The organism is Actinacidiphila acididurans (assembly GCF_016918855.1).
In the GTDB taxonomy this organism is placed as follows: Bacteria; Actinomycetota; Actinomycetes; order Streptomycetales; family Streptomycetaceae; genus Actinacidiphila; species Actinacidiphila acididurans.
In genome coordinates this window covers 39,136-59,197 of the sequence record NZ_JADKYB010000034.1, presented here as the reverse complement: position 1 = coordinate 59,197, position 20,062 = coordinate 39,136, and the positions used below count along the sequence as shown (strand labels likewise).

At 73.3% G+C, this 20,062-nt stretch carries 13 protein-coding genes and 1 pseudogene; 7 read left to right on the top strand and 7 right to left on the bottom strand.

Translation table 11 applies throughout. From position 1 onward, the window contains the following. The first annotated feature begins 19 nt into the window (after positions 1–19). Positions 20–2,851 (top strand): AAA family ATPase, encoded by a 2,832-nt coding sequence (locus tag ITX44_RS38280; RefSeq protein WP_205364122.1) that lies wholly within the window; start codon positions 20–22, stop codon positions 2,849–2,851. Positions 2,852–2,920: 69 nt separating this feature from the next. Further along, on the top strand, positions 2,921–5,695 hold the full coding sequence (locus ITX44_RS38275) for an AAA family ATPase (protein ID WP_205364120.1): 2,775 nt from the start codon (positions 2,921–2,923) through the stop codon (positions 5,693–5,695). A gap of 91 nt (positions 5,696–5,786) precedes the next feature. Here the strand turns inward: ITX44_RS38275 and ITX44_RS38270 are convergent, their stop codons facing one another. The 4 genes from ITX44_RS38270 to ITX44_RS38255 form a co-directional block, all read right to left on the bottom strand. Further along, complete coding sequence (locus ITX44_RS38270; protein ID WP_307795678.1) at positions 5,787–6,773, bottom strand: alpha/beta fold hydrolase; 987 nt, start codon at positions 6,771–6,773, stop codon at positions 5,787–5,789. Positions 6,774–6,834: 61 nt separating this feature from the next. After that, on the bottom strand, positions 6,835–7,641 hold the full coding sequence (locus tag ITX44_RS38265; RefSeq protein WP_205364119.1) for an SDR family NAD(P)-dependent oxidoreductase: 807 nt from the start codon (positions 7,639–7,641) through the stop codon (positions 6,835–6,837). Then, positions 7,638–8,447, bottom strand: coding sequence for an alpha/beta hydrolase (locus ITX44_RS38260; protein WP_205364118.1), 810 nt, complete (start codon positions 8,445–8,447; stop codon positions 7,638–7,640). The genes ITX44_RS38265 and ITX44_RS38260 overlap by 4 nt, the downstream gene beginning before the upstream one ends. An 84-nt stretch (positions 8,448–8,531) precedes the next feature. After that, entirely contained in the window at positions 8,532–9,608 is a 1,077-nt protein-coding gene (locus ITX44_RS38255; RefSeq protein WP_205364115.1) for an MBL fold metallo-hydrolase, read from the bottom strand. A gap of 287 nt (positions 9,609–9,895) precedes the next feature. Between ITX44_RS38255 and ITX44_RS38250 the strand changes: the two genes are divergently transcribed. After that, complete coding sequence (locus ITX44_RS38250) at positions 9,896–11,545, top strand: MFS transporter (RefSeq protein WP_205364113.1); 1,650 nt, start codon at positions 9,896–9,898, stop codon at positions 11,543–11,545. Positions 11,546–11,756: 211 nt separating this feature from the next. Here ITX44_RS38250 and ITX44_RS38245 read toward each other — a convergent pair whose 3' ends face one another. Beyond that, the gene (locus ITX44_RS38245; protein WP_205364111.1) at positions 11,757–13,274 is read right to left on the bottom strand and encodes a sialidase family protein; all 1,518 of its coding nucleotides are present in this window, start codon (positions 13,272–13,274) and stop codon (positions 11,757–11,759) included. An 805-nt stretch (positions 13,275–14,079) separates the two neighbouring features. Between ITX44_RS38245 and ITX44_RS38240 the strand changes: the two genes are divergently transcribed. After that, positions 14,080–14,820, top strand: coding sequence for a DUF6008 family protein (locus tag ITX44_RS38240; protein ID WP_236062406.1), 741 nt, complete (start codon positions 14,080–14,082; stop codon positions 14,818–14,820). Positions 14,821–15,027: 207 nt separating this feature from the next. Here the strand turns inward: ITX44_RS38240 and ITX44_RS38235 are convergent, their stop codons facing one another. Together ITX44_RS38235 and ITX44_RS38230 are read right to left on the bottom strand one after the other, a co-directional pair. After that, a complete protein-coding gene (locus tag ITX44_RS38235) occupies positions 15,028–17,775 on the bottom strand; it encodes a hypothetical protein (protein WP_236062405.1) in 2,748 nt (915 codons plus the stop codon). Between the two features lie 224 nt (positions 17,776–17,999). Then, positions 18,000–18,467: a hypothetical protein gene (locus tag ITX44_RS38230; protein WP_205364109.1), complete on the bottom strand. Its 468-nt coding sequence runs from the start codon at positions 18,465–18,467 to the stop codon at positions 18,000–18,002. A gap of 222 nt (positions 18,468–18,689) precedes the next feature. Between ITX44_RS38230 and ITX44_RS43230 the strand changes: the two are divergent. The 3 genes and pseudogenes from ITX44_RS43230 to ITX44_RS38220 all read left to right on the top strand — a co-directional run. Beyond that, positions 18,690–18,893, top strand: a pseudogene (locus ITX44_RS43230) (IMP dehydrogenase); the annotation flags it as partial. A gap of 29 nt (positions 18,894–18,922) precedes the next feature. Then, positions 18,923–19,588 (top strand): SDR family NAD(P)-dependent oxidoreductase, encoded by a 666-nt coding sequence (locus ITX44_RS38225; protein WP_205364108.1) that lies wholly within the window; start codon positions 18,923–18,925, stop codon positions 19,586–19,588. Positions 19,589–19,648: 60 nt separating this feature from the next. Beyond that, positions 19,649–19,978 carry an antibiotic biosynthesis monooxygenase family protein gene (locus ITX44_RS38220; RefSeq protein WP_205364107.1) on the top strand — a complete coding sequence of 110 codons (330 nt, stop codon included), beginning with the start codon at positions 19,649–19,651 and terminating at the stop codon, positions 19,976–19,978. Positions 19,979–20,062: the final 84 nt, after the last annotated feature.

The window sequence follows — 20,062 nt, the reverse complement described above, 5'->3', positions numbered from 1 at the left end:
TCCCCGGGGGACTCCAACCATGAGCGTGGCCACCAGCGCGGCGGACGCGACCGCGGACGGCCACGGCGAGGTCTTCGTCGGGCGGCTGCGCGAGTCCGAGCGGCTTGCGGCCTGTGCGGCCAAGGTGCGCGACGGCGAGGCGTGGCTGGCGGTCGTCGAGGGCGAGGCCGGCATCGGCAAGAGCGCTCTCGCGCGCCAGGTGGCGGCCTCGCTGGAGGGCTTCACGGTCCTGTGGGCGACCGGCGATGCTTCGGAGACCGACCTCCCCGGCGGTGTCATCGGCCAGCTGATGCGGCGGGTGGACCGCGATGTGGTGGCCCCATTCCCGTTGCTGGCCCAGGAGAGCGCGGTCGGGGTGTCGCCGCACGCCATCGGCGGACAGTTGCTGCTGCTGCTCGGTGCGCTGCAGGAGTCCAAGGGCCCGGTCGCGGTCTTCGTCGACGACGTCCACTGGGCCGATCCGTTGTCCCTCCAGGTGCTGGGATTCGTCCTGCGCCGGCTGTGGGCGGACCGGGTGCTGACCGTGCTGCTGACCCGGTCGGACGCGGAGAGCACCGCCCTGACCCTCGACCGGCTGGTCCGGTCCCTGGACCGGGCGGTGCGGGTCGGGATCGGCGGGCTCGACGAGGACGACGTGGCGCGGATGGCCCGGCGGCTGCTCGACGTACGGCTGGCGCCGGGCCTGGTCCAGCGGCTGCACGGCTATACGAAGGGCCATCCCCTCTACCTGCGGACCGTCCTGGCCGAGGTGCCGGTCCAGACGCTCCGGGACGAGGCGGCGCAGCGGTGGCCGGTTCCCCGCACGCTCCGGGTCGGCGTCAAGACCCTGCTGGACCACCTGCCCCCGGATTCCGTGGCCCTCCTCGAGGCGATGGCGGTGCTGGACGCCCGGCTTCCGCTCGCGACCGTCGCGCAGGTCGCCGGGCTCCCGGACCCGGCCCGGGCGCTGAAACCGGCGCTGGGGGCCGGACTCGCGCAATGGTGGCCGACCGAATCCCACAGCCCGGTCGCCATGGTGCACGCCCTGCAACGGGACGCCGTCTACGACGCGATCGACCCCGAACGCCGCCGTACCCTCCATGTCGCCGCCGCCGGCGTGGTCGGTACGGCCGCGGCCTGGGCGCACCGGGTCGCCGCGGCCACGTCCGCCGATCCGGGCCTGGCCGCCGAACTGGAGCAGTCCGCGAATGCCGAGGCCGTCATCGGCCGCAACGCCCTGGCGGCCATGCGTCTGATGTGGGCGTCGTCGCTCTCGGGCGATCGCGCGGACCGGGAACGGCGCCTGGTGACGGCCTGCGCCCAGTCACTGCTCACCATGCAGCCGGTGGCGGCGGTGAAGCTCAGGACCCAGGTCGAGGACTGCGCGCCCGGCACCCTGCGCACCTGCGTCCTCGGCGTCATGGACCTGCTGGACGGCCGGTTCACCGCCGCCGAGGCCCGGCTCACCGAGGCCTGGCACGAGGCGCTCGCGGACCCCGAGTCGGGCTGGGTCGCGGTCCTGGCGGGGACGTTCCTGGCCGTCATCACGATCCGGCACTGCCGCGGCGCCGAGACCGTGGACATCGCCGGCAAGACGCTGGCCATCGGCGACCTCGACCCCGCCACGTCCGACTTCACCCGCGCGGTGCTGGCGACCGGCCGGATGTGGGACCAGGGGCCGCGCGCCGCGTTGCTGGACGTGGCGCACCTGCCCGCCGAGGCCGCCCAGGCGGCGGACCACCAACTCGACACGCTGGCCACGCGCGGCGTCATGCGGCTGTTCCTGGGCCGGCTGCTCGCGGCGCGCGCCGATCTGGCGACGGTGGCGCAGCGCGACCAGCGGGGCGCCGGGTCGAAACTCAGCCATCTGTCCCTGTCGCTGCTGGCGATCCTGGAGTACCTGTCGGGCGACTGGAACGCGAGCGAGTCCTCGACGGACCGGGCGCTGGCGATCGCCGCGGTTCAGGACCATGTGCTCGGTGACGCGGCCGCCTGGTTCGCGGCCGTGTGCGTCGAGGCGGGCCGGGGCCAGTGGGACGCCGCCCAGGGCCATGTCGACGCCCTGTCCCGGATCACCGAGGCGCTGGGATCGCCGCCCGCGGAGATCGTCTACGCCGCGCTGGCCCAGGCGATGCTGGCGCAGGCCCGGGCCGACCACGCCACCATGCTCAGGGCGCTGGAGCCGCTGATCGACCGCGCGGCCGACAGCTCCGGTGAGCGGATCCGGCTGCGGTTCAAGCCCTTCTGGCTGTGGCAGCAGTCGCTGCTGGTCGAAGCACTCATCGGAACGGGACAGCCGGCGACCGCCGCCCTCGCGCTCGACGACTTCCGGCAGGGCTACGACGGGACGGGCTACATGCAGGACGTCCTGGCCCGGCTGAGCGGCCAACTGGCCGAAGCCCAGGGCCGGCCGCGCGACGCGCTGGCGATCTACGCGCAGGCCGTCGCCGAAACGCCGGACGAGGGCGGTGACACCGCTCCTTTGTTCCGCGCGATGCTGGAGCACAGCTACGGCAGGCTCCTCGTGGCGACCAACTCCGGCTCCCGGCGCGAGGCCGCGCGGTGGTTCAAATCGGCCCACGACCGGTTCGGCGCACTGCGGGCGGCACCGTATCTGGAGCGCTGCGACGCGGACCTGGCGGCGATCGGGCTCACCGCCCCCGCGCAGGCCCCCAGCCGCGTGCTCGCCCTCACCGAGCGGGAGCTGTCGGTGGCGTATCTGATCGCCGGCGGGCGGACGAACCAGGAGGCCGCGGCAGAGCTCTACGTCAGCCAGAAGACCGTGGAATACCACCTGTCGAACATCTACGCCAAGCTGGGCATATCGTCCCGCCGCCGGCTGGCGGAGGCGCTGCGGGCCCAGCAGCCGTAGCCGGTCCGGCGGCCGGACTAGGGTTCGTCCCCAGGGACCCCCGGGCGTCCAGGTGTTTCGCTGGCGGGGATGGCTGGATACTCCCCGGCCGGCACCCGTACCCGCCGGGTCCCGCTTACCGGTCGACACGAAGAACTGCGGGTCCTGGCCGACTTGGTGGCGGGGGTCCGCGAGGGCATGAGTTCGGCGCTGGTCCTCGTCGGCGAGGCCGGCATCGGCAAGACCAGGCTGCTCGACCACATGGCCGAGACGTCGACGGACCTGCGCGTCGTGCGCGCCGCGGGGGTCGAGTCCGAGGCGCGGCTGGGCTTCGCGGCCCTGCACTGCCTGCTGCGTCCGTTCCTGGGCGGCCTCGACGCGCTGCCGGCACCGCAGCACCAGGCCCTGGCCTCGGCGTTCGGGCTGCTCGCCGGGCCGCCGGCCGACCGCTACCTGGTCGGCATGGCGGCCCTGACCCTGCTGGCCGACGCCGCTGTGGAGCAGCCGCTGCTGTGCCTGGTCGACGATGTGCAGTGGCTCGACCGCGAGTCCCGCGACGCGCTGGCGTTCGTCGGCCGCCGGCTCGGCGCCGAGGGGATCGGCCTCGTCGTCGCCGGCCGTGAGGACCTCCCGGGATCCGGCGGGTTCGAGGGGTTCACCACCCTGCCGGTCCGCGGCCTGGCCGACGCCGACGCGCACGGGCTGCTCGGGCACAACGTCGCCGGCCGGCTGGATCCGGCGGTGGCCGCGCGCATCGTCACCGACACCGGCGGAAATCCCCTGGCGCTGATCGAGAGCGCCGACGCGCTCAGCCCGGCCCACCTGGCGGGGACGGCTCCGCTGCTCGAGCCGCTCCCGGTCGGGGCCCGGCTGGAGAACCACTTCGGGCAACTGGTGCGAGGTCTGCCCGAGGAGACCCGGACCTTCCTGGTGCTGCTGTCGGCCGCGCCGCCGCAGGACGCGCTGCTCCTGTGGCGCGCCGCCGGGGAACTCGGCGTCCCCGCCAAGGCCGCGGACGCGGCGATATCGGCGGGCGTGCTCACCCACGGCCGCGGCGTCGAGTTCCGGCACCCGCTCATCCGGTCGGCCGTGTACCGCGGGGCCGACGCGGCCGAGCGCCGCCGGGTCCACGCGGCGCTCGCCGCGGTCAGCGATCCGGTGCACAGCCCCGAACGCCGGGCCTGGCACCGCGCCGAGGCGACGATCGGGCTCGACGACGAGGTGGCCGGCGAACTCGACACGGCGTCGGAACTGGCCCGGGCCAGGGGCGGCTACGCCGCGCGGGCCGCGTTCCTGGCACGTGCGGCGGAGTTGTCGGTGGCCGACCGGGCGGTCCGGCTCGTCGAAGCCGTCAGGGCACACCTCGTCCTCGGGGACCCGGCCACGGCGCAGGCCATGCTGGAGCAGGCCGAGCCGCTGCTGGTCTCCGGCGACCCGGTGCTCCGGGCCCGGGCCCTGCACGCCAGGGCGACGACCGACATCTACTTCGAGCGGATCGGGGGCGTCCTGTCCCGGCTGCTGGCTGCGGCCGACACGGTCGCCGCAGCCGACCCCGCCCTGGCCCGGTCGATGCTGCTGGAAGGGCTGCTGGCGGCATTGTGCGGCGACCACGACACGGTCCGCGAGGAGTTCGCCGCGGCGGTCCTGGCCTCGCCGGCCATGCGGTCGGCCCCGCCGACCAGCGCCGATCTCCTCCTTCAGGGCTTCGCCCTGCGCCTGGAGCGCGGCTACGAACCGGCGGTGCCCGTGCTCCGGGCGGCGCTTGCCGCCATGGGCCGGGACGGCGAGGTGATCGAACACGGATTACGCCCCGCGACCCTCGCGCTCTACGCCGCCGAGGAGATCTGGGACGACGCCGGCGGCGAGGAGGCCGCCCGGCTCGTCGAGGCGCACGAGCGCCGCATCGGCGCGCTGGGGGCGCTGCGGTCGACGCTGGTGGTCCGGTCCACCTGGGAGCTGCGGGCCGGCCGGTTCGCCGCGGCCACGGCCTGCCTGGACGAGGCCGAGGACCTCGCGGCCGTCGTCGGGCAGCCGTCGCCCGGCCTGGCCTTCCGGATCGAGATGCTGGCGTGGAGCGGCCAGGAGGCGCGGGCCCGGGCCGCGGCGGACGTGCTCGTCCGCGACCTGGTGACCCGCTACGCGAACGGTGGCCTGGGCGACTGGGTCCGCAACTGCCTGGCCGTGCTGGAACTCAGTCTGGGGCGCTACGCCGAGGCCGCGGCCTTCGCGCGCGTGGCATTCGCCGACGACAACGCCGGAGCCGTGCCGCGCGTGCTGCCGGACCTCGTCGAGGCCTCGGTGCGCTGCGGCGACCACGGCACGGCGAAGGAGGCCTTGAGGCGGCTGGAGGACCGCGCGCCGCTGGCCGGTACGCCGTGGGCGCTGGGGCTGCTGGCCCGCAGCCGGGCGCTGATGGCCGACGACGACCAGGCCGAGGCCTTCTACGCGGAGTCCGTGGCGCTGCTCGGCCGCACGCGGGTGCGGACGGATCTGGCGCGTACGCACCTGCTCTACGGCGAGTGGCTGCGCCGGCGCAGGCGCCGCGCCGACGCCCGGGCCGAACTGCGGACCGCGCACGAGATGTTCGCGGGCATGGGCGCGGCCGCCTTCGCCGAACGCGCCCGGGTCGAGCTGCTGGCCACCGGCGAGCGCGCCCGGAAGCGGACCCTGCAGACCGAGCACGACCTGACGCCGCAGGAGCGGCGGATCGCCGGGCTGGCCGCCGGCGGATCGACGAACGCGGAGATAGCGGCCCGGCTGTTCATCACCCGGTCGACCGTCGAGTACCACCTCAACAAGGTGTTCCGGAAGCTCGACATCACCTCCCGGCGGCAGCTGCGCTCGGTGCTGAACGAGGAGGGCTGAAGCACCGTCGAGGACGGCGGGACCGCGCGCGGCAGCGCGGTCCCGCCGATGGGTCACAGCGTCCGTGTCGGGCGGTTCAGGGGCGGGCGGTTCAGGGGCGGCCGAGGAAGTCGAGCAGCATGGCGGTCAGTTCCTCGGGGTGTTCTTCGTAGATCCAGTGGCCGGAGTCGGGGACGACCACGCCGGTGACGTCGGAGGCGTACTGCTTGACCTGGTCGCCCTCGGCCTCGCGGAGGCTGCCCGAGGCGCCGATGGCGAGCACCGGCATGGTGAGCGGGGTCTTCTGGAACTGCTCGTCGTCGCGGATGTCCTGCGGGAACGTGCGGAACCAGGCCAGGCTGGCCTTCAGATGGGCGGGGTCGCGCAGATAGTGGGCGAACACCTTGATGTCGGCCTGGCTCACCGCGCCCTTGACGCCCTCGAACCCGCCGATGAAGCCGGCGGTCCAGGCGACCTCGCGGCCCTTGATCATGTTCTCCGGCAGGCCGTCGGTCAGGTTGAAGAACCCGAAGTTCCACACGCCGGGCCCTTGTGCGGTCAGCGAGGGGATCGTGTAGATGCTCAGGTCCGGGATCGGCGCCTCGCTCAGCACGAGCTTGGTGACGGTGGCCGGGTACTGGGCGGCGTAGGAGTAGCCGACCATCGTGCCGATGTCGTGGCCGACGATCCGTACATCGCGGTCCTTGCCGAGCGACGCCAGCAGCGCGTGCAGCTCGGTGGCCATCGTCTTCTTGTCGTAGCCGGCGGGCGGGGCATCGCTCTGTCCGGCGCCGGGCAGGTCGGGGGCGATGACCGTGTAGTGCTCGGCCAGCGCGGGCATGATGCCGTGCCACTCGTACCAGGTCTGCGGGTAGCCGTGGATGAGCAGCAGCGTCGGTCCGTGGCCGCCGATGACGTAGTGCAGGCCGATGCCGGCGACGCGGGTCTTGTGCTGGCTGAACCCCGCGGGCACCCGCTCGCCGGCGGACGACGCCGACGCGGGGGCCGCGGCCGCGGTGATCGTGGTCGCGCCCACGGCGACGGCCATGGCGAGGGCCACGCCGAGCAGGCGGCGGTTCTTGGGCAGGGGCAGTTTCACTGGGTGCTCCAGGATCGGTGGTGGGTGACGGCATGCCGGCGGGCCTGGCGGGGCCCGGGGATCAGAGGGTGTCGGTCATGCCGCCGTCGATGAGGAAGTCGGCGCCGGTGACGTTGCCCGAACGCCGGCTGGCCAGGAACACGACCAGGTCGGCCACTTCGGAGGGCAGGCTGAAACGGCCGGTGACCGCGTCGGCCGCGGCGGTCTCGGCGACGGTGTGCGGATCGAGGCCCAGGCCCGCGCCGACGGTCGCGGCCACGCCGTCCGCGCCCTTCCACAGCGAGGTCTCCACCGGGCCCGGGCTCACCGAGTTGACGCGCACCCCCTGCGGACCCACCTGCTTGGACAGCGCCTTGCAGAAGCTGGACAGGGCCGCCTTGGCGGCGCTGTAGTCGATGACCAGCGGGTCGGGCAGCCGGGCGTTGACCGAGGAGACGGTGACGATGCGGCCGTCGCCGGCGGCGATCAGGTGCGGCAGCGCGCTGCGAGTGGCTCGGACGGCGGCCATGAAATTGACCGTGAACGTCCAGTCCCAGTCCGCGTCGGTCGTGGCCAGGAAGCCGTCGACCCGCGGCCGTACCGCGCCGACGTTGTTCACCAGGACGTCGAGCCCGCCGTGCAGCTCGGCCGCGGCGGCGACCAGCGCACTCGGGCCGTCGGGAGTGGCCAGGTCGACCTCCACGACGGTCAGCTCGGCGCCCTGCTCGACCAGGTCGTCGAGTTCGTCGGTACGGTTCCTGGTCCCGGCGACGACGCGGGCCCCGGCGGCCAGGAGGCCCTCGGTGACCGCCAGGCCGATGCCCCGGCCGGCGCCGGTGACCACGGCCCGCCGGCCGGCCAGGCCGAGGTCGAAGACCGGGGCGGTCATGCCGGGGTCCCCAGGCTCTGCCGCCGCAGCCAGGCCAGCGCCTCGTCCGCGACCTCGCGCCAGCCGCCGTCGATGGTCAGCGAGTGCCCCCGGTCGGGGAAGGTCATGAAGTCGGTGACGGCCTCGGAGTGCCGGTACTGCTTGAGCGTGGCCCGGGTGACGGTCTCCGGGACGGTGTGGTCCTTGCCGCCGGACATCAGCAGCAGCGGACCGCGCCCGACGTTCGCGGTGTCGACCTTCGCCGGCGAGTGGGGGTTGAAGTTCGCCGCGGCGGCCTCGAACAGCGGCTTGCCGGGCGCGGGGATGGTCCACCGCTCGTACAGCGCGTCGGACTCCTCCTCGGTCAGGGCGTTGCCGAAGGCGAAGCGGAACTGCTCGGCGGTCAGGGACACGGCGCGGTGCTTGTTCGCCGGGTTCTTGAACACCGGCAGCGTCGACCGCAGCGCGGACAGCGGCAGCGGCAGGACTCCCTTGATCTGGGCCGCGTCGATCGCGACGGCGGCCGCGGCCAGGTCCTGGCCGAGCAGCTTCTGGGCGATCATGCCGCCGAAGGAGTGGCCGATGAGGATGGGCAGCGTGTCCATGTCGCGGATGATCGCCGCGTAGTGCTCGACGACGTCGTCGATGCCGTGGTCGGCGATGCTCTCGGGGTTCTGCCGCGACTCCTCCACGGTGTCGGGGTCGCCGGGCCAGCCCGGCGCGGACGGGGCGAAGCCTTCGCCCTGGAACAGGTCGATCCATGGCTGCCAGGACGCGCTGTGCAGCCACAGGCCATGGATGAAGAGGACGGGGGTCGGGCTGGTCATGGCCGTCGGGCCTTTCTCTGGAGCGGAATCCGCGGATGATTCGCGGATGTCGGTACGGGGGTCTGGGGCGGAGGTGAGAGGTGCTCAGGGGCGGGTGCTGAACGGGCCGAGCAGTCCGGCGTCGATGCGGAAGGACTCGACCAGGGCCGCCGCGTTGTCGAGGGTGAACACGTCCGCGGCGGCGAGGACCCCGGTGTACTTCGCGGCCACCGGCGCGGCCGCCTGCACCGCCACAGCGTCAAGGTACGTCTTGAAGATCGCCCACGAGTTGCCCTGCGGGCCGTACGTGTCGAAGTAGGGCGTGGGGTCCAGGTTCATCGAGGCCCGCGTGGAGGCTTCGAGGTCGGCGATGTAGGCCCGCTGGAGGTCGCCGTCCGCGCGCACGCCGAGCCGGCCGAGATGACCGCCGACCAGGGTCCGCCACGGATAGCCCATCGCGATGTCCTGCGCCCGGATCCAGGCCGGGATGTCCTGGGACACCGCGAGGTTCTTGAACGGCACCCAGCCCGGGTACAGGATGTCGACGACCATCAGCGTCCTGTGTTCCGGAGCGTGGACGAAGATGTTGTCCGGGGCGTGATTGGGGCCGTGGTAGGCCAGCTCCAGGGTCTCGCCGCCGACCTGGAGGGTGTAGCGGTCCTCGAAGGTGACGGTCGGCGCCGGACGGTTCGGGTCGTCGGCGCGCAGCAGCAGGCGCCGGCATTCCGCGTGGCCGATGCGCACGACGTCCTTGCCGAGGATCGACGAGGCCCCGGCGTGGTCGGCGTGCGAGTGCGAGTAGACCAGGTGCGTGACCGTCGCCGGACGGCCGTTGGCCTGCGTCACCTCGGCGATCGCCCGCAGGAGGTTGTGCCCGATCGTCGGCGGCGCGTCGACCAGGACGACGCCTTCCCGGGTGCTGAGGAACATCGCCTGGTAGAAGCCGTCGGTGACCCAGTGGAGGTTGCCGTGGATCCGGCCGACGAAGTAGCCCGAGTCGTTGAGCTCCGGCCCGGTCGCGGCGGCCGGCACCGGTGCGAAGTCGGGAAGGCCGGGAGCGTCGGCCGCGGCCGCCGTGCCCTCCAGGGCACCGCCGGCCATGACGGCGGCGGCGGGCAGCGCGGCCGCCGTACGCAGCAGGGTCCGGCGGTCCGCCGGGGTGTTCCAGGGCATCGGTTTCATGGAGTGCCTTTCGGGATCGGGGGCCTGAGTCCCGCCACGGGCATGGATGTCATCGCAACTCCGCGCGACGGTGGGCACTGCCGGCAGCACAACACCCGGTCCCGTCCGCTCGAACCGTGGAAACACCCCAGTGCCGGCGCTCCCCGGGTCGCGCCGCACGGCTGGGGACCGACCCCGATGTGAAGCCGGCCCGGGGCGTGATGGGGTGACGCCGACCGCGCTGGACGAGGGCCGGGCCCCCGGCCCGAACCCGCCCGGAGCGCACCCGGAGCGACGAAAGGCAATCGATGCCGGACGACGAGGCACCACGCTCGGCCGCGCCCGGGACCTCGGCGTGGGCGCCGCTGGCCGGCCGGGTCTTCCGGCTGCTGTGGATCGCGCAACTCGCCTCGAACCTGGGCACCTGGATGCAGACCGTCGGCGAGCAGTGGCTGCTCGTCGGCCACGGCGCGCTCACGGTCACCCTGGTCCAGGTCGCGGCCGGCGCCCCGATCCTGCTGCTCGCCCTGCCCGCCGGGGTCCTCGCCGACCTGACCGACCGTCGCAGGCTCCTGATCGGCGCCCAGTTCGCGATGGCCGCGCTGGCCGGATGCCAGGCCGCCCTCGCGCTCACCGGGCACCTGCCGCCCGCCGCGCTGCTGGGGATCACCTTTCTGCTGGGCTGCGGCTCCGCGCTCAACGCGCCGGCCTGGCAGGCGATCCAGCCCGGCCTGGTGCCGCGCGACCTGCTGGCCCAGGCCTCGGCGCTGGGCGCGGTCAACATGAACACGGCACGCGCGATCGGGCCGGCCCTGGGCGGCGTCCTGGTCGCGGCCGCCGGCGCCGGATGGACGTTCGCCCTGAACGCCCTGTCCTTTCTGGGGATCGCCGCCGTCCTGTGGCGATGGCGCCCCGCCGAGCCGCCGCCTCGCGCCGGCCAGGAGCGCGAACACGTCAGTGCCGCGATGCGCGCCGGCAGCCGCTACGTCCGGCACGCCCCCCGCGTGCGCCGCATCCTGCTGCGGGCCGCGCTGTTCGTGCCAGGCGCCGCCGGGATGTGGGCGCTGCTGCCGGTGGTGGCCCGCCAGTGCCTCGGCCTCGGCTCGTCCGGGTACGGGCTCCTGCTCGGCGCGGTGGGGCTCGGAGCGGTGGGTGGTGCGGTGCTTCTGCCGCGAGTGCGGCGCGGTCAGTCCGCGGGCCGCCTGCTCGCCGGATCCGGCGCCGCCTTCGCCGCGGTGCTGGCCACGCTGGCGGTCACCCGCAGCACCGTCGTCGCCGCGGCGGCCCTGGTCTGCGCCGGTGTGGTCTGGATCGTGGCGTTGTCGACGCTGAACGCGTCGATGCAGCTCACGCTGCCGTCCTGGGTGCGCGCCCGGGGCCTGGCGTTCTATCTGGCCGTCTTCCAGGGCGGGCAGGCCCTCGGCGCCCTGGGCTGGGGGCTGGTCGCTGCGTGGGCCGGACTCGTCCCGGCCATGGCGGGCGCCGCGGGGTTCCTGCTGCTCGGCGCGCTCTCGGTCCGCCGGTGGCCGCCGCTCGACCGGATTCCCCCCGACCCCGCTCCCGCCGACGCCTGGCCGCAGCCGTCACTCCCGGCAGAGCCGGCCCCCTCTGGCGGCCCGGTCCTGGTGCTGGCCGAGTACACCGTCGAACCCTCCGACGCCGCGGCCTTCCGCCGGGCCATGAGCCACGTCGAGCGCTCGCGGCGGCGGACGGGCGCCACCAGTTGGGGCCTGTACCAGGACGCCGCCGATCCGGCGCACTTCGTCGAGACCTTCACGGTCGCTTCCTGGGCCGAACACCTGGCCCAGCACCACGACCGCTACACCGGGCTGGACCACGAGTTCGAGACGCGGGCGCGGCGCCTGCTGGCCGGACCGCCACGCATCACCCACGCGCTGGCGTCCCCGCCCTCGCGGGAACCCACGTCGCCCCGCTCCTCGAAGGAAAGCTCGCCATGACGCCGACCGACCCAACCGGCCGCATGTGACGTCACGGGCGCTTTACGATCCGCCGATCCGCCGATCCGCCGATCCGCCGATCCGCCGATCCGCCGATCCGCCGATCCGCCGATCCGCCGATCCGCCGATCCGCCGATCCGTGATCCTGCCCGTGCCGGGGCCCGGCCGGCGTGCGAACGCCGTCCGGGCCCCGGTCGTTGTGGAGCAAGGGTCAGGGGCTGTCCTCGCCTCCGCCCTCGGCGCCGCCGTTCGCGAGCCACTGCCGGTAGGCGATCTCGGCCCGTACGGCCGAGAAGGCGTTCTGGCGTGCGGTGGCCGGCGGGGCGGCGACGGTCCCGGCGGCCGCGGCCAGACCCGCGGCCGGCGTGTACATGGCCTCGTTGAAGACCGTGCCGGAGGGGGCCGAGGCCACGGCGAAGACGGGGTGCGCCGTGCCGCCGGAGAAGGAGGTCGAGATGTAGTCGCCGACCATGGTCCCCTGCGTGGTGCTGGCCAGCCACGAGTGGCTCATGGGTCCGGCCAGCTGGGTGGGGGCGGTCCAAGTGGCGCCGCCGTCCGTGGAGGAGACGTATCCGACGTCCAACTGGCAGCTGGACGTCGTGCAGTTGGCGACCGGGTGGTAGTAGTAGGCCAGCGCCAGGTGGGCGGTGGCGCCGGACGTCGCCGGGTCGACCGCGAGGCCGGGGATGAAGTGGTCGACCGTGGTGCTCGTCGCGTCGATCGGGATGCGGACCACCGAGGACCAGGTGGTCCCGTTGGTGGTGGTCGACATCACGATGTCGTTGGAGGTGCACGAGCCCCTGGAGCCGCGGAAACGGCAGTCCTGCCAGACCACGTAGACCTTGCCCGACGCGTCGATCTCCGCGGAGGGCAGCGGTCCGCTGCGCAGCGACCCGTGGACGGTGTACGTGCTGACGGTGGCGACGGTCGTGGTCGAACTCCAGGTGCTGCCGCCGTTGGTGGACTGGAAGGCGAGGATCGCTGTCTCCGAGGCGTTGGCGGCGGGCACGATCACTGTGCCGTTGGGCTGCACCACGGGCTGGCCGCCGATGCCGGTGGCGCTGTTGCCGGTGTTCTTCGACGCGCCCCAGGTCAGGCCGCCGTCGGAGGAGGTGGTCATCTTCAGGCGGTCGCCGTCGGCGGGGCTGTCGTACTCGGTGTAGCAGTTGCCGTAGAAGGCACTGGTCGAGGTATTGTCGCAGACGATCCAGTTCTTGTCCAGATCCGAACCGGTCGCGGTGGTCACCGGGTTGCTCCAGGTCAGCCCGCCGTCGGTGGAGCGGCTGGTGTAGACGACCGGCACGGTGACGGACGAGGTGATCGGGATGCTGGAGATCATCCAGACGTTGTGCTTCGCGTCGTAGGACACCGCCGCGTCGCTGACCCGGGCGTAGGTGCCGCCCGCGGCCGTGGTGATCCCGGGCAGGAAGCCCTTGGTCCAGGTGGCGCCGCCGTCCTTGGAGGTGGCGAAGCCGATGTCGGTTCCGCCGCCGTCGCTGAACCTGCCGACCTGGAACGCGGAGACGACGGTGGAGCCGTAGGCGAAGGTGTCGGGTTCGACCTCGGTGGCGTGCTGGCTGCTGGAGTTGGTGTACGGATCGGAGCTGATCTGTGTCAGCGTGGGTGCGGCGTCGGCGACACCGGTGGAGACGACCAGCGCGACGGCGGTCACAGCGACGGTGACCAGGCCGGGGCTGACCACGCGCCGCAGTAAGGAGCCCAGGGGCATGTTCGCTTCCTCTGCCGAGGGGACGGGGCACGTCCGGCATCGGTACGCCGCCGGGTGAGGACGCGAGGGGGGAGGCCCGTACACGTCCTGCCGTGGGACAGGGGGGTTCCCGCCGAACCGAACCAGGTGCAGGACGTGCGCAAGGACGCGGTCACCTTCCTACCGTCTACATGGTCACGTCAACCACGCCGCGTCCCGGCCGTACGTGCTGCACGGCTCGCGTCCGACTTTCCCGCCGGTGCGACCGCCGACACCCGGCCCGGCCCCCATGGCCCGCTCTCCCAGGGCTGGCAACTGACGGTCCGCGTCGTCCCATGAGGTGACCGACGAAGGCGGGTGGTGATGACGTCGCCGGCCTGGGGAGAGACCAGGAGGTCTACGGCAGACGCTGGAGTCCTGTATGGACGCCGCTGGGGTGGCGGCCACCGGAAACGGCCCGGATCTGCCGGTGTCCCGGTCCGGGCCGACCCGGCCGGCCGCCCCGCCTCGACCGGCCGGATGGCACGTGAATAGCTGCTTCCGGGCCGACCGGCGGCGGAGCGGAAGTTGCCGCGGAAAGAATGCCCGTGGCAGATGACTTGGACATATTGCCTGTGGAAAGAGCGATCTCGGGCAACCGTGAAGTGGAACCCGCCCCTACTGTGATGGCCGTCACGCCACCCTGCGGGTGCGGCCGTTGCCGCCCGTGCCCGGGAGGGAGGCGAAATCTCCGGGAAGAGCCCGCGTCCGAGATCGGGGGATCGTCGTGTTGCACGAGCCGAGCATGCCCAACATGCCGGGCATGCCTGCCATGCCAGGTATGCATATGGGCAGTCATGCGTCAGGACTGAACATCACCGGAGCCGTTCTGCTCCTGCTGTGGGCCGTGGCCATGTGGGCGGCGGTGGTGGGCCTCTGGTATGCCAACCGCAACCCCGGTAAGCGCTGGGTGTTCACGGCGAGCGCGGTGGTCATCACCATCGGGATCGTCGGGCAGATCGGCCACCTCCAGGAGCATGTCGCGCAGGCGGGCTACTGGATCAGGCACCCCAACGACCCTGCCTGGATGACCCCGTGGGGTTCGGGCCTGGCCAAGGGCTTCGGCCGCGTCGACACCTCCCACCCGACGCTGGGCATGGAGATCCTGCACCTGGTCGGCAACTTCATCTTCCTGGCCGGCCTGGCCGCGGTCATGGTCATCACCCGGCACTCCCGGGCCACGCAGACCCGGCGCTGGGGCAAGATGGGCGTGTGGATGCAGGGCATCCACGGCCTCGAGCACCTGTCGCTGACGCTGTCCGTCTGGTTCGGGGCCGACCGCGCCATCGGCCTGTCCACCTGGTTCGGCGCCACCCAACCCGGCCCGGGCCTGTCCACGTACCGCCTGTGGTGGCACTTCATCGCCAACGTCATGGGCTCCTACATCTTCGCCATGGCCGTCTACCACCTGTGGCGCGAGCGGGCCGTGATCGAGGCCGCCTACCGCCTCAACCCGGCCACTCCGGCCGCAGCGGGCAGCCGCAAGCCGGCCACCGGCCTCGGCGGTACGAGCCCGCAGACCGCCTGACCGATCGCAGTGTCACCGGCGGCAGCTCGACCGTACGGCGGTCCGGTTGAGCGCCCACGGACTCCTTCGAGGGCCGGCCGGTCAAAAGCGATCACCTTCCGTCCGCCCCGGGCTTCCCGCCCGGGGCGTACGTGCGTACGCGCCTGGCACCCCGAGCGCGGCTCGCCCCTGACCGGCACCCCGCACCGACACCCGCGTCCGGCCGCGTTACCACGGCCGAGCCGGAGAGCCGTCAACCTCCAGTCCGAATCGCCGCAGCTGTTGCGCGCCTTCTACGTCCCCGGCCTTCGCACGCAGCCGCGCCAGAGCGTCCCATTCGGTGGTGCCGCCGTCCGCCGCCAGTTGGTACAGCCGTTCCGCGTGTGCCGCGTCGCCGGCCTTCTCCCGCAGCTCCGCCAGTAGCAGCAGGGAGCCGGCTTGCTCGGCGAATCGTTGCGCGCCCACCATGTCCCCGGCTTGTTTGCGCAGGTGCATCAGCATCGTCAGAGCATGGGAATCTCCGGTGTCGGCGATCAGCCGGTACAGCCGTTCGGCGCTTGCCGTATCTCCCGCCCGCCATCGCTCATCGGCCAGGTTCGCCAGAACCCGGTGTTCTCCGGCGTCGGTGGCCCGCCGATACAGCTGTTCCGCGTGTGCCGCGTCCCCGGCCTTCTCCCGCAGCCGCGCCAGCGGTACCAGAGCCCGGTGTTCTCCGGCGTCGGCGGCCAGCCGGTACAGCTGTTCCGCGCTTGCCGCGTCCCCGATCTCGGCGCGAAGTGTCGCCAACTTCATCAGAAAGGTGCTTCCGGCGTCGGCGGCCAGCCGGCAGAGCCGTTCGGCCCGCTCTGCCTCGCGGGCCCACTCGCGCAGCCCCGCCAACTCCACTATGAGGGTGGCGAGTTCGGTCGAGAGGACGTCGTCTCTGACGTCGGGGTCCAGCTCGTGCAGCTGTCGCACACGGAACGTGTCGGACAGGTCCGGCTCGCGCAGCCCCGCGTTGTCCATCACGAGTGCGGTCAGGCCCACCAGGATGTGCGCGGGGTCGGAGGGCGCCCACGAGAATCGTTCCGCGGCTTCGGCATCGTCGGCATTCGCGCGCAGCCGGGCCAGTTTCTGCTGTGCGGCGGGGTGTCCGGCCTCGGCGGCCCGCTGCCACAGCAGCTCCGCGCCCTCGGTGTCCCCGGCCCTCTCGCGCGCGCTCGCCAGGGCGTCCAGGACCCCGGGGGCTCCCACGTCGGCCGCCAGCCGGGCGAATCGCTCCGCGCCTTCGGGGTCCCCGGCTCTCTCGCGCTCCTCCGCCTTGGTCCTCAGGGACCGGGGCGCTCCGGCATCGGCGGCCTCCCGGGCGTATCGTGCCTGCTCCTCCCCGTCCGCCGACTCGCCGTCGTAGTACCACGGAGACATGCGCGCCCAGGGTCCGTCGGCGCGGGCGGTCAGCCGGGCGTATTGCCTCGCGCCCTCGGTGTCCCCGGCCTCCAGACGTAGCCACGCCATCTCCGCCAGCGCCCCGGGTTCTCCGCCGTCGGCGGCCAGCCGGAACAGCCGCTCCGCGCCCTCCGCGTCCCCGGCCCGGGTACGCAGGGAGCCCATCGACGCCAGGACCATCAGCACAAAGGGCTCGCCGGCGTCGGCGGCCCGCCGGGCGAACCGGTCCGCCCCCTCCGCGTCGCCCACCTCCTCACACTCCTGGGCAAGCTGCAGCAGGGCGTAGGGCTCTCCGGCGTCGGCGGCGAGCCGGTAGAGCCGTTCCGCGCCCTGCGCATCCCCCCTCTCCGCACGGTTTTGCGCCAGGACCGTCAGGAACCCGGGTGCTCCGGCGTCGGCGGTCAGCCGGGCGTATCGCTCCGCGCCCTCCCCATCGCCCACCTCCTCGCGGCTTTTCGCCAGGGCCGCCAGGGCCTCGGGTTCTCCGGCGTCGGCGGCCCGCCGGTACAGCTCATCCGCGATGCGGCGACGGCCCCGCACCCTGGCCGCGTCGGCCAGCCCGTACAGGTCTGCCGCGCCGGCGGCGAGGTCCCGTACGGCGATCCAGAAGGACTCCGGTGGGAACACGTAACGGCGGGCGGTGCGGGCGTGGTGGTGGAGGTAGTCGCTGAGCTGGTGGACGCCGGGGAGCGGACCCATGCCGTCCGGGTCGGCGACGGGTTCCAGGGCCGCGGCCACGCCCCTGACGGTTTCCCGCGCGTAGTCGAGTGCGCGGGCGAACCAGGTGCCGGGATCGGCGGCGGCGCGTTGCTCCGCGGTCAAGTAGCCGGGGGCGGCGGCCTCGAGAAGCGCGGCGGGCAGGGGTGAGGCGTGGCCGAGGCGGCGGGCGTCCAGGGCCGCGGTGATGACGGCGCGGCCGTACGGGCCGTGGGGTGCGGTGGCCTGTTCGTAGTGGTCGACCAACTGGGGGCCGGCCGCGAGGGTCTGGGCGATCTTCCCGCCGGTGCTGGTGAGGGCGGCCGTGGCCAGTGCGGGGTCGCGGTGCACGAGCGGGACCCTGAGGGACTCGGTGGCGAAGGAGGCGGGGACGTCGACGAGCACGGCTTGGGCCAGCAGGGCGCGGGCGTTGACATGGGGGTCCTTCGTGGCCGCCCGGCCGCGGTGGGGGGTGGCAGTGAGGTCGCGGTGGTACTCGGGCCAGAGCGTGCCGAGGATCACGACCGGGCCGGGGTCCTCCAGCCGGCGGTGCAGCGCGGCGGCCGCTTCCTCCCCGTCGGTCCCGCGCAGGTGGTTCTGGGCTTCGTCGAGCCACAGGACGGTGCGCGGGAGGAGACCGGCGTCGAGCAGGGCCAGGAGCCCCTCGGGGGTCTTGGGGCGGACCAGCCGCCAGTCGGGCAGGCAGACGCGGACGGCCTCGAAGGCGGTGCGGGTCTTGCCAGTGCAGGACGACCCCCGCACGAGCACGAGCGTCGTCCGCTCGCCGCGGGCCGCGTCGAGGAGGTGATCGCGCAGCCTCCGGTCGTGGTCGCGTTCGAGGTACGCCGGGAGCACGAACGCGCCGTCGGGATCAGGGGTGTTGGCGCCGTGGATGGCGGGGTGGACGCCCAGCTGCTGTGCGGTCCACTCCTCGACCGGTCGTGGCAGGTCGAGTCGGTGGGTCTTCCTGTTCCCGGGGAAGTGCTGGTGGAGGTTCTCGATGGTCCCGGCGACGATCGCGCCGTGCGTGCCCCGGATCGAGCTGCCGGGGGCGGGGGCCGATGTGGTACCGGGGACGTTCAGCCCTGGGGCGTTCCCGGCTGGGGAGGGTTTCCCAGGTTCACGGTGCCCATCCGCCAGGCGGCCACGGAGCCGTGGTCGGCCCGGATGTCCACGTTGCCCTCGACGACCACTGCGCCGTCACCGACCGATGGCCCGCCGGCCGTGCGGAGGACGGACTGCAGCGTGCCGACCGCGTGCTCCAGGGCCTCGGCGAAGCCGGGATCCTGCTCCACGGCGTCCTCCAGGGCGAGTTGCACCCGCTGCTGGGTACGGTCGCTGGGCTGGTCCCGGCCGGCCTCGGCTTCCTCCGTCAGCCGGCGCAGCGCAGGCTCCTCGCTCAGCTTCCGGCTCACCAGGTCGTGGAGGTCGTCCATCGCGGCGTCCAGCGTGCGGTCGACCTCTTGATCCGCCCGGCCGGCCACCCGCCTCGCCTTGCGGACCGCCCAGGCGAACATGCACCCCACGGCGATCTCGATGCCCGTCATCCGCCCCCCCGACCCATCGCTCACTGACGTCCCATCAGACCGTACTCCGTCCGACCGGAGAAGACGGCGGGTGGGACGCGGGGGCTCGCTGGGGGAGGGCAGCGTCCTCGCCGCCGGGCTCGGTGTCATCCGTGGTGGACCGCGGTTCCGACCTGTGGCCGTACCGCGGTCCGGCCGGGCGCGCCCGAAGGGGCACGAGTACGTCGGCGAGCGCACCGGCGGGGGAGTCGCGCGGTCAAGGAGCTCACCGTCGGGACAGGCGCCGATGCGGTGCCGCAGCGCATCTGCACTGCCCGGGCCGCGCGTCAGGCTCCGCGCGGCCCGGCCCGGCGGTAACGTCGGCTTCGTCGGCATCCCCAGGACGTCGCGATCGACGAGCAGGAGCTGGACCACTCCGACGTGGGCCTGCGCGGCGGCCCCGCCCCCACACACCCTCCCCTTGCGAAGGACTCACCGTGACCACATTCGCTCTCGTCGGCGCCGGCCCCGGCCTGGGCCTGGCCACCGCCCGTCGCTTCGGCGCCGCCGGCCACAGCGTCGCGCTCATCTCCCGCAACGCCCAGCACCTCGACAGCCTGGCCGCCGAGCTCGGCAACGACGGCATCCGGGCCGGCGGCTACCCGGCGGACGTCCTCGACCCCGCCTCCCTCGCCACGGCCCTGCGGACCGCCGCCGAGGACGCGGGCCCGGTGGAGATCCTCCAGTACAGCCCGCTGCCCCGCGCCGACTTCATGAAGCCGGTCCTGGACACCACCGTCACCGACCTGGACGCCCCCCTGTCCTTTTCGGTCAAGGGCCCGGTCACCTGCGTGAACGCCGTCCTGCCCGGCATGCGGGAGCTCGGCCGCGGCACCCTGCTGTTCGTCAACGGCGGCACCGCCGTACGCCCGAACCTCCAGCGGGCCGGCACCTCGATCGCTTTCGCCGCCGAGAGTGCCTACGCGCGCATGCTGCACGACGCTCTCGCTCCGGAGAACATTCACGCCGCCCAACTGATCATCCCCGGCGCGATCAGCCCGGACACCGAGCACAGCAGCCCCGACGTCCTGGCCCAGCTCCTGTACGACATCCACACCCGCCGCGACGGATTCCAGCACTACGCCGAGCCCCTGCCGGACTGAACGACTGCCGGACTACGAGCCGCTCGCCGTCCCCCGGCCGCCTTGCGGCAGGATGGGACCATGAGCGTCGTCAAGATCAACGTACTCACCGTCCCCGCCGAGCAGCGGGAGACGCTGGAGGAGCGCTTCGCCTCCCGTGCCCACGCCGTCGAGAACTCCGACGGGTTCGAGTGGTTCGAACTCCTCCGCCCCGTCGAGGGAACCGACGACTACCTGGTCTACACCCGGTGGCGTGACGAGGAGTCCTTCCAGGCCTGGCTGGAGGGCCCGATGAAGGCGGCCCACCGGGGCGCCGGCGAGCAGAGCGGCGAACCCCCCAAGCCGGCCGCGAGCGGGTCCACGCTGTGGTCCTTCGACGTGGTGCAGCAGGCCGCCCCGAAGGGCGCGTAGGCAAGGCGCGGCCGGCGGCCGGGAGGTGAACGTCCTCCCGGCCACCGGCCGGTCCGGCCCGACGCGCCCGGGTCGTCCACCGCA